Raw genomic sequence first — 17017 nt, forward strand, 5'->3', positions numbered from 1 at the left:
TTTATAACCACAAATCTTATCGCACAATTGGGGGAATGGAAGAATTATACGGATATGAAAAATATTCGTAAAATTTTCGTTTCCGATACTGCAATTTTTGCTGGAACTGAGGGCGGGATCTTCATATTTTATCCCGATAAATGGGAAAGCAAAAGAATTTTAAAGGTTGATGGTTTATTTGATGTTGATGTCAAAGCAATAGCGGTTATGCAAAGCAAAAGTATCTTCGTCGGATTTTCAAACGGAGTAATTGATATATTGAAACTCCAATATAATCCGTATAAAATCACTCGCATCTTTGACATAAAGAACTCACCTGAGCCAGATAAGACTATAAATTTTTTGAAAGTTTTCGGCGACACGCTTTTCATCGGGACTAACTTCGGGCTTTTGACTTATAGGATCTCAAAAAACGAATTTATTGACACATACAGGCGAATTTTCCCAGATGTTGAACGAGTTAGAGTTTTTGATCTTGTGATTTTAAATGACACAATTTATGTTGCGACATCCGAGGGGATAGCGAAGGGATATAGATTTAGTCAAATTCTCGTTTCGCCAGCTGGTTGGAAATCATATAAAATTTCAAGAGGTGTAAAAAGCATAGCGATTTTAGAAGGCAAAATCTATTTCGGTAATGTTGACGGATTTTATCTGTTTGAAGGTGATAATTTTATCAAAGTTTTATCTTTACCTGTTGATTTGCTCTATAGCGCTGGTGATTCAATTTTAATTACAGCGTGGCGCGAGATTTTTTCATACAAATATACTCATTTTAGAAAAATAACAGAAGTGCCTGCAGGATATATAACAGATGTTTCAACATGGCGTGGTAAAATCATCGTTGGTGTTTACGAAAACGGGCTTGGTATTTTTGAAAATGGAAGATGGAAATTTTACTATCCTGACGGACCAAATGGAAATCAATTTTCAAATATGATAATTGATAAAGAAGGTAATTTGTGGGTTGCATCTTCAAGATTTGCTGGTAAAGGATTTTACAGATTTAGTCCTGGATCACACGATAAATTAAAAAAAGAAAAATGGACTAACTTTGCGAAAAAGGATTTCCCGCGAATGTCGGATGATTGCTACAAAGTCAGATTTGTCAAAAATCATGTCTGGGTTGGGACATGGGGAGGGGGAGTGATAAGAGTTGATAAAAACGATTCAATGAAAATCTTTTCAAAAAGAGAAGGAATAATGGGTGTTGAAGAGGATACTAATTTTGTTGTGATAACCGATATCGCTGAGCAAGGTGACTACATTTGGCTTTTAAATTACAAGCCGAGAAATTTTAACATACTATATTTGATGCGGGGTGATTCAGTTATTTATTCATTTGCCAACGATTATAATATAAGATATTTCCTTAACACGCAGCTTGAAATAGACGAAAAGGGAAGAAAATGGATCGTGTCTGACCATGGATTTATCTTCGTTTTTGACGATAAAGGAACAATTTTTGACAGAAGTGATGACAGATGGATTGCTATTTCAAGGGCAAATGGTTTAAATGGGGAACCAACGGTTATAAGGTTTGACCAAAGAGGAGATTTATGGGTTGGAACAAAATATGGGCTTAATGTAATTGTCAATACGGATGAACCACTAAGAACTGGTAGCATAAGAAGTGTTTTTGCTCTCCAAGATTTTTATATCAATGACATTGCGGTTGATGGAGCAAATAACAAATGGGTTGCAACTAAAAATGGTGTATGGGTTTTATCACCAGACGGAACAAATGTCCTTATGCATTATAACACAACTAATTCACCAATACTAAGCGATGATGTCAAATCAATTGCGTTTGACCTCAACTCTGGTATCGTATATTTCGGGACCGATAAAGGTTTAACGAGCTTAAAAACGGAGTTCGCTAAGCCAGTTGGAACTTTTTCAACGATAAAAATTTATCCCAATCCATTTCGCCCAGTTAAGGATTTAAATGTCGTAATAGATGGGCTTGTTGAGAATTCAACAATCAAAATTTTTACAATAAGTGGCGATCTCATAAGAACAATTCTAACTCCCGGCGGTAGAATAGGTGTATGGGACGGAAAAGATGAAAAAGGGCAATATGTCCCCACCGGGGTTTATATCATTGTTGCATACAGCGAAGATGGAACACAGGTTGGGATTGGGAAATTAGCTGTCTTACGAAATTAAGTGCTCATTGACTTCAAGAACTCCTTATTGTTTTTTGTTCCCCTCATGTTTTCAAGCAAGAATTCCATTGCCTCAACTGGGGACATTTCACTTAAAAGTTTTCTCAATATCCAAACACGATTTAGTTCTTCAGGTTCAAGAAGTAATTCTTCTTTTCGTGTTCCAGTTTTATTTATATCAATTGCGGGAAAGATTCTTTTATCTGCAAGTTCTCGCGTCAAAACGACTTCCATATTACCTGTCCCTTTGAATTCCTCAAATATAACCTCGTCCATTCTGCTACCTGTATCTATTAGAGCAGTTGCTACGATAGTTAAGCTTCCAGCTTCTTCTGTATCTCTTGCGGCGCCGAAAAACTTTTTCGGTTTTATCAATGCACTTGCGTCAATACCACCAGAGAGAATCCTTCCACTATGTGGTGTCACGAGGTTGCTTGCTCTCGCAAGACGTGTCAAGCTGTCAAGAAGTATAACTACATCTCTACCTGATTCAACTAATCTCTTTGCTTTTTCAAGAACCATATCAGCAACTTGCATATGTCTTTCGGGTGGTTCATCAAATGTTGAACTGATTACTTCAACATCACGACCAACTGAACGTTCCATATCAGTGACTTCCTCGGGTCTCTCGTCAATCAAAAGAATTATCAACTTGATCTCGGGATGATTTCTAATTATGCTATTTGCCATTTTCTGTAAAAGAACGGTTTTTCCAGCTTTTGGTGGAGAAACTATCAAACCACGCTGTCCTTTTCCAATTGGGGCAAATAGATCAAGAATTCTCATTGAATATTCCCCAGGTACCGTTTCAAGGCGAATCCTCTTAGTTGGATAGAGAGGCGTCAGATTCTCAAAAAGAATCCTTTCCCGCGCTTTTTCAGGTGGAAGCCCGTTAACGGTTTCTATTCTAAGCAAAGCGTAAAATCTTTCACCTTCTTTCGGTGGACGAACTTGTCCAGCTATTGTGTCCCCAGTTTTTAAATTAAACTTCTTTATCTGAGACGGAGATACATAAATATCATCCGGTGAAGGTAAGTAATTATAATTTGCGGATCTCAAGAAACCATACCCATCTGGCAAAATTTCAAGCACACCATTGCTAAATATAATCCCATTTTGTTCCTCAATTTCTTCCACTTCACTGGTAGTTGATTTTTGTTCCTGCATCTTCTCAAGAATTTTCATTATCAGATCCTGTTTTTTCAAATCACTGTAACCAGTTAAGCCAAGTTCTTTGGCAATTTTCTGAAGCTCGGCAACCTTTTTAGACTGCAATTCTGCAATGTCCATGACCATTGAAGTATCACCCCTTTTTGTTTTTAATTTTTTAAATTAAACACTCAATTTTTCGCTTTTCAATATGAGCAATAATTTCGCCAACCAAATAAGTGGAGCCAGTTATCAAAATCAAATCATCTTCCTCGGCTTTGTTTAATATAAAGTCAAATGCTTTATCAGAGTCCTGGATATAAGTTGAGCTGATCCCATGCTTTTGAAAAATTTCATATATAGTTTTTGCATCAAGTGCTCTTCCTATCTTAGGTTGAGTTGCAACTGCAAAATCAGTTATCTCGGATAGTTTTCGTATCATTTTTTCGTATTCTTTATCCCGCATCACGGCAAAAAGAAGTAAAAGTTTTTTGCGTTTAAAAATCTCAAGTTCAGAAACAAGTTGAGTTATAGCTGGGTAGTTATGTGCGACATCAATTATAATTTTCGGATTTTTGGAGGTGTTAGATAAGTTTATGATTTCAAGCCTACCTCTCAATCCAGAGAAACTTCTTACATTCAAAAGCCCTTCGTATACGCTTTTCTTATCAAAACTTAGAAGCCCGAGATCAGTGAGAAGTTCGTAAACTAAAATCGCAAGTTGTGAATTTTTTAGTTGGAATCTTCCAGAAACCCCCGCAACCAGATCAGGATAAAAATTTTTCTCTGTTTTGAGATCAAATTTCAAACTATTTTCATCTACCGACTTAACATTTACCTTTGAGATTTGATCGGCTATTATCAGTTTTGATTTTTTTTCTTTCGCAACCTCTTTAATTACATTTAATGCTCTTTCATCGTCGCATCCAGTTATGCAGGGGGTTTCATCTTTAATTATCCCCGCTTTTTCAAGAGCGATCTTTTCAATTGTATCACCAAGCACATCCATATGATCGTAAGAGATCGTCGTTATCACAGACACAGCTGGCTTAATTACATTCGTTGAATCAAGTCGTCCACCAAGCCCAACCTCAACGACTGCGAAGTCAACTTTTTCATCAGCAAAGTATTTAAAAGCAATTGCTGTAGTTGCCTCAAAGAAAGTCGCCTTCAGATTAACGATCTCATCTTGAAGAATCTTTACATATTCAACAACTCTTTCTCTCGGGATCGGAATACCGTTAATTCTTATTCTTTCAGTGAAATCAACGAGATGTGGCGAAGTGTATAAACCTACTTTATAACCACTCGCCTTTAAAATAGATGCTATGAACGAAGATGTTGAACCTTTGCCGTTTGTTCCAGCTACATGAATAGATATAAACTTTCTCTCAGGATTCTGAAGTAATTTAAGCAATCTTTCTATATTTTGCAAACCAAGTTTGATCCCAAAGCGTTGTAGTGAATAAAGAAAGTTTATCATTTCAATGTAGTTTTGAGATTGTTTCATGGATTTCCCTCGTTATCGGTTTATTTTTCAACTTTTGGTGAGTCGATAACTATTGAACCAACAATTTCGTTAACATCATAAATTTTGTTTTCTTCACAATATCTTATTATCCCTGAGATGATTTGAAGTGAAGCGGTAGGGTCAATAAAGTTAGCAGTCCCAACTTGCACCGCTTTTGCTCCAGCTATCATAAATTCAACTGCGTCTTCCCATGTCGTGATACCACCAATTCCGATAATAGGAATATCAACATTTCTAAAAACTTCAAAAACTTTCGCTATGGCTATCGGTTTTATTGCAGGACCTGAAAGCCCTCCAGTGATACTTGCGATTTTGGGTTTTCTGGTTTTTATATCAATTGCCATTCCAACGACTGTGTTGATTAAAGAGACCGCATCTGCTCCTTCTTCTTTACAAACTTTGGCGAAGTCGGAAATTCGTGTTACATTTGGTGTGAGTTTAATTATCAAAGTTTTATCAGTAAGCTTTCTTGTTTCTTTTACGATCTTAGCTGTCATGGAAAGATTTGTGCCAAATTCAAGCCCACCTTCTTTTACATTTGGACAAGAAATGTTGATTTCATATGCGCTTACTCCTTCAGCGTCTTCAAGTCGGTTTATTATCTCGCAATAATCTTCAACTCTTTTCGCAGCTATATTTACAATTATTGCAGTATCATAGTTTCTTAAAATAGGTAATTTTTCCGTTATAAACTTGTCAACACCAATGTTTTCAAGTCCAATTGAATTTAACATACCACAAGGAGTTTCCGCAATTCTTGGTGGTGGATTTCCAATTTTCGGTTTTAATGTTAATGACTTGGTTACGATTCCGCCAAGTTTATTTATGTCAACAGTCCCAAGTAATTCATCTCCATAACCAAATGTTCCAGAAGCAACGAGGACGGGATTTTTAATTTTTAATTTTCCTATTACAACTTCGGTTTTTATCATAATACAATTTCGTTTGAATTAAAAACTGGACCATCTTTGCAAGCGAGTTTATAGATTCCGCCTTTTGATCTTACGGCACAGCCCCGACATAAACCAGTCCCACAAGCCATTTGAGTTTCAACGGAAATCTCACAATTTAGGTTTAGTTCATTACATAGGTTAACAAGTGCTTTTAACATTGGATTTGGTCCACAGCCAAAAATTTTAAAGGTGGATAAAAAAGAGGTTAAGTCCGTATTCGTTATATTTGACTTCAAAAATTCAATAATAGTTCCTTTGTATCCAAGAGAACCGTCATCGGTTGCTATTTTGATGTTTTCAAGCCCGTCGGTTACGAGCTGATGTTTGGTTTTCGCTCCAATGAATGTGATTATTTTTTTATTTTTTTCCTTTAAAATTTTCGTTAAAAATGGAAATGGCGCAATTCCAAGCCCGCCTGCAACAATAATAGCAGTGTCAAATTCATCGGTTGTATTAAATCCGTTCCCAAGCGGACCAATTATGTTGATTGAAGCACCAGCTTTAAAAGTTGAGAGAATCTTCGTTCCTTTTCCTATAGCGTTGAAAATAATTTGAATTTTATCTTCAATGGCATTATAAATACTAAAGGGGCGTGGTAAAAGTGGATCAAAATTTTCTGAAACTTTTATATTTATAAACTGCCCAGGTTTTGCGTTTTGTGAAATTTCGGGCGCTAAAATTTCCATTCGGTATATGTTTTCTGCAACAAGTTCATTAGAAACGACAAGCGCAGTTGTTTTAATAATCATCTATTATTATCCTTCTTTTCTTACCATCTCTTGTCGTCGGTGCTTCGTCAATAATTTCTTCAATTTCTTTTGTCTTCATTTTCTCTTGTTCAATTGGCTTTGGCAATGTTTGTAATGGCAAGGTTTGTGGTTGCTGTCCTAAATTTTTCTCGGGATTTAATTTAAGCTCAGCCATCTTTGCATATTCCGAACCTGGGAATTTCTCCAAAACATTTGTATAATACTCTTTCGCTTTTGCGAAGTTTTTTAGTTTATATTCGTTTATCCAACCGATTGCATAAAGTGCCTTTGCTTTGATAGGGGAATTGGTATTTTGATTAAAAATTAAAGTAAGCATTTTAATCGCAGCTTCAGGATCTGTGTCAATCATTGATATTGCCTTGTGATAAATTTCATTCAATGTGTCTTTTACAACTTCGTTCTTAATCCCAAGTAATTTCATTAAGTGCGTTGAAAATTCACTGTGAGGGAATTTCCTTATAAGCTCAAGGTAAATTGTTCTTGCTTTTGCGGTGTCAATTGATTCATAAATTGTTCCAAGGAGATAATAGGAGCGTGGAACTATGTTAGATTCTGGATATTTATCAATTATGCTCTCAAGATAATAAATTGCTGAGTCGGTTCTGTTAAGGAACATGTAAAAGGTCCAGGCAAGCGAATACTTTGCTTGTGATATCAAGCTTTTTAGAGAATCAGTATTTATCACGATGGCTGAGTCAGAATTATGTATCACAGATTTTAAAATGCTGTCGTTTCTTGTGATGATATCGTGATAGCGAAAGTAATCGTTTAATATCGTTGATTTTTTCAGTGCTTGTTTTGCTACATCGCTTTGTGGGAATTCAATAAAGGCTCTTTCGTAGAAGATTTTCGCTGAGTCGTATTTTCCAAATTTTGTTTCATAGATTTGACCAAGTTCAAAATATCCAAATGCTGATTCCTCAGTCCTTCTGTAGGTCGTATCAAGATAGTTATAAGTTTGAATTGCGAGATCTATTTTTCCCGAAATATAGTGAGTACGCGCAAGCTCAAGATAAACTTTTCTTTCGTAATCTTTGTCTATGTTTGAAAAGATAAGATCGTTTAAAACTCTTTCAGCAAGTTCATAATTTCCGATCTTGCGTTGTTGAACAGCGTATTTTATCAACGAATAGATTTTAAGATTATTTCTACCAGTTGCTTTGGAAGCATTATTGTAAAATTTTGCGCTTTCGGTTGGATTTCTAATTTCGCTAATTTCACCGAGATAGAACAAAATTTCTGCTTTATCTTCGCCTTTCGCTTGCTGTGCTGAAAGATTGAGGTAATGAATTGCGCTATCAATTTCGCTAATTCTATATTTTACCAATCCATAAATTTTATAGAGCTTCCAGAGATCTTTATTTCTTGGACTTTGGGGCACCTTGGTTTGGAATGCTATTATGGCATCTTCATATTTCTTTTCTTTTGAAAGCGTTAACATCAGGAAGTAAAGCGCATCATTGTAAAGTTTGCTTTTGGGAAATGTTGATATAAGCTCCGCGAACTTTCGTTCCGCAGCGAGATAGTTATCTTGATAAAGGTAGGATTTTCCTATCATAAGCAGAGCATCATCGCCGACGGATGTATTAAGGTGATACTGTAGGATTTTTGAGCACTTTTTTATGACATCGTCAAGTTTGGCTTTATCGTTTGGAGGTATGTTGAATTCGGAATCAAATTTTTCAACTGATAAAAATTTTTCATAGGCAAATCTATTCTGTAAAGCCTCTTCTACTTGTTCAAAAATTACTTGGGCATTATAATAAGTGTTGAAGTATGCGTTAAATTCACTGCGCATGCTTTTCCAAATTGAACAGCCAGAAAATATTAAAATTGATAATATAAACGGGGTTAATTTTTCTACCTTGCGGTTCAAGTTTAGCTTTTGCATTGAGTTTGTTCAGATTTAATTTATAACAATCGTTCTCAATTTGCAAATTTTTGAAAATTTGTTCTATCGTCAAATGATTCGGGTTAGAAGGGGAAACTTGAACTTAAGGAAGCTTGCTGATTTGTTGCTTTGAATTTGCTTTTTAGGTGCGAAATGTTTAATTTTATTTAGATTAAATTTAAAATAGGTGAGCGAAATGGCAAGCGCAAAATTAATAGAAAAAGTTCAAGCAGATTTTAAAAATTATCTTAAACGAGGAAATCTCAGAGCAACTGAGCAAAGATATGAAGTTCTAAATTCTATCCTTCAAATAGATGGACACTTTGATGCGGAGGAACTTTTCATCAAAATGAAAAGTGAAGGTAAAAAGGTCTCAAGAGCGACGGTTTATAATACGCTTGATCTTCTCTTTGAGCTTGGCGTTGTTTCAAGGCATAAGGTGGGGAATGTGTTTGTGTATGAAAGAGCATTTGGGCGAGCGCATCACGACCATCTAATATGCGTTAATTGTAGATCAATAATTGAATTTAGAAGCGAAGAAATTGAAAGATTACAAGACGAGATCTGTAAAAAATATAAATTCAAGCCGATAAGGCATACGCACCAAATTTTTGGGCTTTGTGCAAAATGCGCAGAAAAAGAGAAATAAAAAAAGAAGAGCTTATGAAATTAGCAGATGTAGAACCGGGAACAGAAATTGAAATATGCGAATTACCAAGCGGAAATATAAAAACTCATTTTGTTCGTCTTGGTGTAATAGAAGGGACAAAAGTTAAATGTGCCCATAAGTTGCCCGGAGGAACAATAGTAATTTCAAAACGACATCGTGAAATTGCTGTCGGAAGTGAAATAGCGAAAAAAATTATCGTCAAAAAAATTTAAAATTTTTATGTATACACATCAACGAGCCGAGATTGAACTTGAAAAAGGATTAAAGAAACTTGTTTTGGTTGGAAATCCGAATGTCGGTAAATCTATCTTTTTCAATTATTTCACAGGACTTTATGTTGAGGTCTCAAACTATCCTGGGACAACTGTAGAAATTTTGAAAGGCAGATATAAAAACTTCATCGTATATGATACTCCAGGAATCTATGGACTTTCATCATTTAACGATGAGGAGAGAATCGCAAAGAATATGATTATGGAAGCCGATGTAATTTTAAATATAGTTGATGCTGTGAACCTTGAGAGAGATCTTTTCCTCACGCTTCAACTCATAGATACGGGGAAACCCGTTGTTGTTGCTTTGAACATGATGGACGAAGCTGAAAAGAAAAAGATAAAAATAAACATTGAGCGACTTTCAAAACTGCTCGGCGTTCCAGTTATTCCAACAATTGCGGTAAAGCAACAGGGTTTTAAAGAAGTAGCTGATGCAATTGAAAAAGCAACTATCGGGAATAGAGATAAAAAAATTCAAGAGAAAATCTCAACGATATCAAAGAAATTCAAAGTATCTGAAATTGAATCCCTTTTGATAATTGAAGGTGATTCGGAAACGATAGATAAACTCAAGTCAAAGTTTGATGGTGAAATTTACAACTTTGATGAGAGAGAGAAAATCTATATTGAACGACGCAACAAAGCTAACCAGATTGTCGCTGAAGTTGTAAGCATTGATACAGCTGGTGGAAAAGTTTCTGGTTTAATCGGGAGGTTGGCTATCCATCCAATTTTTGGTCTTTTTTTCATCGCCATTGTGCTTTATCTTGCATATCTCGTCGTCGGGAAATTGATCGCTCAAGATCTTGTAAGCTTTACTGAAAATGAGATCGGAAGCAGAATTTATGAGTATAACATTAGAAAGTTTGTGGCAAATTATTTTCCTGTAGAAATAAATGTTAATGTCCTTGATGAAAATGAAGAGATAGTTGAGGTCAAGAATTTCGTTTTTGAACATGGTTTGAAGAATTCACCGAATACTTTGAACGAACTGCAAAATTTCGTAAGAGATAAAAATGTTGAATATGAATTTAACTTTAAAAGCCCAGTTCTAACTATACTTTTTGGTGAATTTGGAGTTTTAACGATGACTGTGAAATATCTTTTGTTTTTACTTTTGCCTTTGGTCATTGGGTTTTATCTTATGCTTGCAATACTTGAAGATAGTGGTTATCTGCCGCGACTTGCAACTTTCGTTGATAGATTGATGAACTATGTTGGTTTAAATGGGAAAGCTGTCATTCCAATGATACTTGGCTTTGGATGTGTAACGATGGCAACGATTACGACGCGTCTTCTTTCAACAAGTAGGGAAAAGAGAATAATGACAGCGATTTTGCAAATAACGATTCCATGTTCTGCACAGCTTGCCGTGATAACGGCACTTCTTATGAGAGCTGGGTTTCAGGCAACACTGATATATCTTTTGACAATGTTTTCTGTTTTCGTAACAGTTGGCGTTGTTTTGAATAAAGTTCTGCCTGGTAGCGCAACGCCACTCTTGATAGATTTGCCACCGATGAGAATTCCAAGGATTGACAATCTTGCAAGAAAAACCTGGATGAGAACCTTCTATTTTATAAAAGAAGCCGGGATGTGGTTCTTCATTGGTGCTTTTTTAATTGGAGTAATGCAAGTAACTGGTTTGCTTGAAAAATGGATTCAAGTGCTTTCACCTTTGACCATTAATTGGTTACAGTTACCTGCCGAGGCTTCAAGAGCTTTTATAATGGGAATTGTCAGAAGAGATTTTGGGGCTGCTGGTTTTTATGCGCTTGATTTAACGCCGATGCAAACAGTAGCTGGTCTTGTAACGATAACTTTATTTGTTCCGTGTATCGCTTCACTTATGGTTATGCTTAAGGAAAGGGGAGCTTTTGAAGGATTAATAATATGGGCTTCAAGTTGGATTATAGCTTTTACGGTTGGTGGTATAGTTTCACAGATTCTAATTTAAACTCCTCGTGCGGTTGGAGACCAGATATATTTGTGTAATTGAATTTGGAATCTAACGGGAAGTTTATCTTCAAGTATCCAAGTTACAATTTCAACCGGTTCAATTTCCCCAAAGACGGGAGAAAATAGAATAGTACCAACTCTTTCTGCGAGATTAAATTTATTTATTACCTCCTTAGCCCATTCGTAGTCGCTTCTATCTTTTATGACGAATTTAACTTCATCTTTTGAGGATAAATAATTTATGTTTTCCCATCTGTTTTTATGGCTCATCTTGCTTCCGGGACATTTGATATCCATTATAATATGAACTCTCGGGTCAACTTGGCTTATGTCTCTATGACCACCTGTTTCAAGCAAAACTGTAAAGTTTTCATCACATAATCGTTTCATTAATTTAAGTGAGTTTTCCTGTAAAAGTGGCTCTCCCCCTGTTATCTCAACGAGTTTACAATTGTATGACTTTACTTTTTCAATTATTTTATCAATTGTCATGTCGGTTCCTTCATAAAATGCGTACTCAGTATCACACCATATGCATCTCAGATCGCAATACGTTAATCTAACGAAAACGCACGGAAGACCAACCCAACTTGATTCACCTTGAATGCTGAAAAAAATTTCGTTTACCGTGAGTATGTTTTCGTCTTTATTTATGGACATCGGATTTATTCTTGATAAATTGCAGTATACTTTTCCGTTTCCCAGATCTCAACCAAGTCAATTTCAAGGTTATTATATTTACCAAGTTTTACTTTTAATTCATCGTAGAAAAATTTAGCAAGGTTTTCTGCAGTCGGTTGGATTTTATCAAATGGTGGTATATCGTTAAGGTGATAGTGATCAAGTTTGTCGACAATTTCATTTAAAATTTTTGCTAATTCTTTGAAATCAATCGCCATTCCAAAGTTATTAAGTTCTTTCGTTTTAACTACAACCTTCACATTCCAATTGTGCCCGTGTAAGCGACCGCATTCGCCAGGATAATCTCGTATTATATGGGAAGCGGAAAATTTTTTTTGGACAGAAATTTTATACATAACTTCGCGATATTATTTTTTTAATGTCTTTATCTTTGCCGAAAATTAAAAGCTCATCTTCTGGCTCAATTTTCGCATCTGGATCTGGAACACCGAGTGGTTTTTTGTTTTTTATAACGGTGATTAGAAGAACATTATAATTTTTTCTAAGTTCAAGTTCGCGAATTGTTTTCCCAATGAAATCCTTAGGCGCCTTAATCCAGGCTACTTCATAATCTTTGGTTATTTCAAAAAATTCTATAAATCCATCGCTTAAAAGCAGTTTTGAAACATGCTTTGCAACTTCTTCTTCGGGGGAGATTATGTCTTCTTCACTGATGCCGATGCTTTTTAAAATTTTCTTGTGAATTTCTTCAGTTGCCCTCGCAATTATTCTTTTAGCTCCAAGCTCTTTCAAAAGAACGCAGGTTAAAAGCAGTGCTTCAAAGTTTTCGCCTATTGTGACTATGACTGCGTCCATATCCTTAAGACCAAATCTCTCAAGTTCTCTTATATCGGTGCTATCAAGTTTTACAGGGACGATGTTTGGATGGGATAGTTCGTTTATTCTTTCTTCGTTTAAATCAATTGCGAGAACTTCAACATTGGCCTCTGCGAGATCAAGCGCGAGATTTTTGCCGAAGGTCCCTAATCCTATTATAGCGAATTTCTTTTTATTCATTTATGTGACGAGGACATTTTCTTTTTGATATTCATATTTTCTCTTCTCAATCCTTCCAAAAATCGCAAACGAAAATACAAGTGGACCAACTCTTCCGATAAACATCATCATAATGATAATTAACTTTCCGAAAATTGTCAAATCAGCGGTTATACCTCTGCTTAGTCCCACTGTCCCAAAAGCCGAGACGACCTCAAAAAATATGTCAACGAGCTCAAAAGTTTTTTCCGTTATAGTTAAAATAAATGTTGCAGTAAGTATCAAAAAAGCCGATAGCAAGGCGGAAACGAACGCCCTTGAAATACTTTCTTCGCTTACTTGTTTTCTGAAAATTTCAACCTTATCTTTTCCTGTTATCATTGCGTAAATCTTTAATATAACTAATGCGAATGAGGTTGTTTTTATTCCGCCACCAGTTGAGCCTGGGGATGCACCTATCCACATAAGCAAAGAAATGAAAAGCGCTGTTGGTACTCCAATCTTTGAAATTTCAAGCGTGTTGAAACCAGCAGTTCGTGGGGTCACAGCTTGAAAAAATGCGTGAATAATTTTGCCCCAAAAGTTTTCCGTTCTTAAAGTGTTGTTAAATTCAAGCATTAAAAATATCAAAGTCCCCAAAATTATTAAAATTACCGTGGTGTAAATTGTTAATTTTGAATGGAGCGAGAAAACAATCGTTTGAGGTGGAATTTTGTCGTGGATAAATTTAATTCTTCTTATGGTTTTTAAAAATGGCTTTTCAATTGATTCGGTCAAAGCGATGAAACCAAGACCGCCAAGGATGAAAAGTAAGGCAATTGTGAGAATTGCAGGTATGTTGTCTTTTATATCAATCAAGTTATTTGAAAATGTGGAAAATCCAGCGTTACAGAAGGCAGAAATTGAGTGAAAAATAGAATGAAAAACTTTTTCCATCTTGCTCTTGAAAATTGAATCAGGAAGAAAATAAAAAAGAGCGATAGCCCCGAGCGCTTCAACTGAAAATGTAAGAATTAAAATTCTTGACACAGTTGATGAAATCTTTGATAGATTTTTCTCGCTGAAAATTTCACTTAGCAAAATTTTCTCTTTTATTCCCATCCCGCCACTTAAAAGAATTACAAAAAATGTGGTAAATGTCATTATCCCAAGTCCGCCAAGTTGAATTAAAACTAATATGATTATTTGTCCCAATCTTGTAAAATGCGTTCCCGTATCAACCACAATTAATCCAGTCACGCAAACGGCACTTGTTGCGGTAAAGAGAGCATCAATAAACGAAATCCCATGATAAGTTGCTTTTGGCAAAAACAAAAGAAATGTCCCCAACAGGATCATTATTAAAAAACTCAAAACAAGAAGTTGCGCTGGATGGATAGATTTTTGGATCAAGCTTTGGCTGTATCTTAATGCTTTAAGTGCAATGTCAAGCGTTAGATAAATTTGAGATGAAGCTATGTAGATTCTTGTTATGGTTTTTATGTCAATTATTTGCGCTCCGTGAATATAGAACAAAAATCCGATGCTTTGAATTATGATTAGAAATGTTAAGATAAATTCAAGCCATTTTTTGCGGAAATATGAAATTGGATCGGGGTTAAGTATAAGCTTTGAAAGATTGAAGAAAACGAAGTAAAAAATAGCAATTGAGTTAAATTGATGTAAAATTCGCTCCGTTAGTTCATCAATGTGAAAACCATATTCAATCACAAGTGTGGCTATAACAGAGCCAGCAACAACGATCATTATCCCGTTAAGTATGTCGGTGATCTTTTTTAACCTATCGGAATGGTGGAGCAATTTCAGAGGTGATTTTTATTTTGATAAGATGGATATCACAAGATAGGCAAGAAGGGAAGAGCCGTATTTCATTGCTTCTTCGTCTATCGTGAATTTTGAACTGTGAATGTCATATTTTGAGTTTTTGTCTCCAGCACCAAGCCAGATGAAGCATCCAGAAACTTTCTGAAGATAGTATGCAAAATCTTCTGCTCCCATAACAGGTCTTGCTTCAAAAACTTTGTCTTTCCCAAAGAGTTCAATTGCTTTTTGTTTCACAAATTCTGTCATTTCGGGGTCATTTACAAGGACAGGATAACCTTGGTTTATTTTTAGTTCATAACTTGCTCCATAAGTAGATGTTATACCGTGCACGATTTGTTTTATCATTTTCCAAGCTTTCTTTCGCCATTCTTCGTTCATCGTTCGCAAAGTTCCGGAAATTGTAGCTTCGTCTGGGATTATGTTTGTGGCAGTTCCAGCATGTATTGAGCCAATTGTCAGAACTCTTGGTTCAATTGGGTCGAAAAATCTACTTGTTATCTTTTGCAAAGCAATGACAATTTCAGAAGCAATTACGATTGGGTCAATTGTAAAGTGAGGTCGGGCGCCATGCCCACCTTTACCTTTAATCTTAATATAGATTTCATCAGAGGAAGCCATAAGCGCACCTTCTTTTAGAAAAATTGAGCCTGCTTCAGCATCAGGACGAACATGAAGCCCAAATATATAATTAACTTTGGGATTATCAAGGACTCCTTCGTTTATCATTAATTTCGCACCGCCTGGGTTCTTCTCTTCGCTTGGTTGAAAGATGAATTTAACAGTTCCATTTAATTCATTTTGAAATTGTTTTAATATCATTGCCGAACCGAGGAGTATCGCAGTATGCGCATCATGTCCACAGGCGTGCATTTTCCCAGGTATTTTTGAAGCAAATGGTAGGTTTGTTTGCTCAAGTATAGGAAGTGCGTCCATATCAGCGCGAAGTGCAACTACTTTACCATTTCTTGCTCCTTTAAGAATTCCGACAACTCCCGTTTTGGCGATTCCAGTTTTAACTTTCAGTCCGATTGACTTAAGAGTTCGTTCAACAAGTTTGGATGTTTTATATTCCTCAAAGGCAAGTTCGGGATATTGGTGAATTTTTCTTCGTATTGAAACGATTTTTGGAAAAATTTGTTCCGAGATTTGAAAAATTTTATCACGAATTAAACTATTCACTTTTTTCGGTCTTCTTGGTTTTCTTCTTCGTTTTTGTTTTTGAATCAGATTTTTCTACTTCGGGTTCTAACTTAGATTCAGAAGATATGATCTCTTTTTCTTTCGGTGCATTATACATAAATATCGGCTCGTTCAAATTTAAGTATGGGTTCATGATTTTTCTCTTTTTCAAATCTCTTGCTCTAACAACTTCGTACATTATTAATGCTCCAGCAACGGAAGCGTTAAGCGATTCAACTTTACCATACATTGGGATTTTCACGAGGAAATCACATTTTTGTTTCGTGAGGAATCTAAGACCTCTTCCTTCGTTTCCTATTACAATTGCAACTGGCATGGTGTAGTCAATCTCGTAGTAAAATTTTGATGCGTTTGCGTCAGCTCCGATGATCCATATTCCTTTTTCTTTTAATTCGTCAAGGGTTTGAGCAAGGTTTGTAACTTTTGCGATGCCAACATGTGCAACTGCGCCAGCTGATGCGCGAGCTACGGTTGAGTTTATAATTGCGGTATGATGTTTTGTAGTTATGATTCCATGAACGCCGGCACATTCGGCAGTTCTCGCAAGAGCTCCGAAGTTTTGTGGATCAACAATTTCATCAAGTATTAAAATAAAAGGTGGTTCATTTCGTTCTTTTGCGACATTTAAAATTTCATCAACAGTTATATATTTCGCTTCGCTTATGATCGCTATAACTCCTTGAGTTGCAACATCGCTTGCAAGTTCACGGAAGCGTTGTTTGTTTATCTCTACAAATGGGACGCCCTTTTTACGTGCGAGATTTCTGATTTTATCAATTTGACTTCCTCTTATCCCGTGAAGAAGATATATTTTTTCAATCATTACGCTTTGTGATTTTAGAGCTTCAATAACGGGTTGCCTTCCTGCTATTATTTTGGGCTTTGTCTCTTCTTCAGACATCTGTCCTTCGGGCGTTTGAATGTTTTCTCTTTCCATATCCATAGTATTT

General features: G+C 35.8%; 15 protein-coding genes. 4 read left to right on the forward strand and 11 right to left on the reverse strand.

What is annotated here, in order from left to right; translation table 11 throughout:
• Positions 1-2169, forward strand: a 2169-nt coding sequence (locus tag NZ923_06065; GenBank protein MCS7229585.1) for a hypothetical protein, incomplete at its 5' end; no start/stop codon positions are given.
• On the opposite strand, the gene rho is transcribed toward NZ923_06065, so the two are convergent.
• From rho to NZ923_06090, 5 genes are read right to left on the reverse strand one after another with little or no spacing between them, the layout of a single operon-like run.
• Positions 2166-3458, reverse strand: coding sequence for a transcription termination factor Rho (gene rho / locus NZ923_06070; GenBank protein ID MCS7229586.1), 1293 nt, complete (start codon positions 3456-3458; stop codon positions 2166-2168). The two genes, NZ923_06065 and rho, sit on opposite strands and share 4 nt — an antisense overlap.
• Positions 3459-3495: 37 nt before the next feature.
• The gene (locus NZ923_06075) at positions 3496-4827 is read right to left on the reverse strand and encodes a bifunctional folylpolyglutamate synthase/dihydrofolate synthase (GenBank protein ID MCS7229587.1); all 1332 of its coding nucleotides are present in this window, start codon (positions 4825-4827) and stop codon (positions 3496-3498) included.
• A 20-nt stretch (positions 4828-4847) separates the two neighbouring features.
• Positions 4848-5777 carry a dihydroorotate dehydrogenase gene (locus NZ923_06080; GenBank protein MCS7229588.1) on the reverse strand — a complete coding sequence of 310 codons (930 nt, stop codon included), beginning with the start codon at positions 5775-5777 and terminating at the stop codon, positions 4848-4850.
• The gene (locus tag NZ923_06085) at positions 5777-6550 is read right to left on the reverse strand and encodes a dihydroorotate dehydrogenase electron transfer subunit (protein ID MCS7229589.1); all 774 of its coding nucleotides are present in this window, start codon (positions 6548-6550) and stop codon (positions 5777-5779) included. The genes NZ923_06080 and NZ923_06085 overlap by 1 nt, the downstream gene beginning before the upstream one ends.
• On the reverse strand, positions 6540-8369 hold the full coding sequence (locus tag NZ923_06090) for a tetratricopeptide repeat protein (GenBank protein MCS7229590.1): 1830 nt from the start codon (positions 8367-8369) through the stop codon (positions 6540-6542). The genes NZ923_06085 and NZ923_06090 overlap by 11 nt, the downstream gene beginning before the upstream one ends.
• Before the next feature lie 289 nt (positions 8370-8658).
• Between NZ923_06090 and NZ923_06095 the strand changes: the two genes are divergently transcribed.
• The 3 genes from NZ923_06095 to NZ923_06105 are packed head-to-tail and all read left to right on the forward strand — an operon-like array spanning position 8659 to position 11364.
• Positions 8659-9111 carry a transcriptional repressor gene (locus tag NZ923_06095; GenBank protein ID MCS7229591.1) on the forward strand — a complete coding sequence of 151 codons (453 nt, stop codon included), beginning with the start codon at positions 8659-8661 and terminating at the stop codon, positions 9109-9111.
• Positions 9090-9344 (forward strand): ferrous iron transport protein A, encoded by a 255-nt coding sequence (locus NZ923_06100; GenBank protein MCS7229592.1) that lies wholly within the window; start codon positions 9090-9092, stop codon positions 9342-9344. Before NZ923_06095 ends, NZ923_06100 begins: the two co-directional genes overlap by 22 nt.
• Positions 9345-9351: 7 nt before the next feature.
• Complete coding sequence (locus NZ923_06105; protein MCS7229593.1) at positions 9352-11364, forward strand: ferrous iron transporter B; 2013 nt, start codon at positions 9352-9354, stop codon at positions 11362-11364.
• On the opposite strand, the gene queE is transcribed toward NZ923_06105, so the two are convergent.
• The 6 genes from queE to rlmB are packed head-to-tail and all read right to left on the reverse strand — an operon-like array spanning position 11361 to position 17010.
• Positions 11361-12026, reverse strand: a complete 666-nt coding sequence (queE, locus tag NZ923_06110) for a 7-carboxy-7-deazaguanine synthase QueE (protein ID MCS7229594.1) — start codon at positions 12024-12026, stop codon at positions 11361-11363. The two genes, NZ923_06105 and queE, sit on opposite strands and share 4 nt — an antisense overlap.
• Positions 12027-12031: 5 nt before the next feature.
• A complete protein-coding gene (queD, locus tag NZ923_06115) occupies positions 12032-12403 on the reverse strand; it encodes a 6-carboxytetrahydropterin synthase QueD (GenBank protein ID MCS7229595.1) in 372 nt (123 codons plus the stop codon).
• Positions 12396-13064 (reverse strand): TrkA family potassium uptake protein, encoded by a 669-nt coding sequence (locus tag NZ923_06120; GenBank protein ID MCS7229596.1) that lies wholly within the window; start codon positions 13062-13064, stop codon positions 12396-12398. The genes queD and NZ923_06120 overlap by 8 nt, the downstream gene beginning before the upstream one ends.
• The gene (locus NZ923_06125) at positions 13065-14843 is read right to left on the reverse strand and encodes a TrkH family potassium uptake protein (protein MCS7229597.1); all 1779 of its coding nucleotides are present in this window, start codon (positions 14841-14843) and stop codon (positions 13065-13067) included. It lies immediately after the preceding gene.
• 15 nt (positions 14844-14858) lie between these two features.
• Positions 14859-16046, reverse strand: a complete 1188-nt coding sequence (locus NZ923_06130) for a M20 family metallopeptidase (protein MCS7229598.1) — start codon at positions 16044-16046, stop codon at positions 14859-14861.
• Entirely contained in the window at positions 16039-17010 is a 972-nt protein-coding gene (rlmB, locus tag NZ923_06135; protein MCS7229599.1) for a 23S rRNA (guanosine(2251)-2'-O)-methyltransferase RlmB, read from the reverse strand. Before rlmB ends, NZ923_06130 begins: the two co-directional genes overlap by 8 nt.
• Positions 17011-17017 lie beyond the last annotated feature (7 nt).

This window comes from Candidatus Kryptonium sp. (genome assembly GCA_025060635.1).
Lineage (GTDB): Bacteria > Bacteroidota > Ignavibacteria > Kryptoniales > Kryptoniaceae > Kryptonium.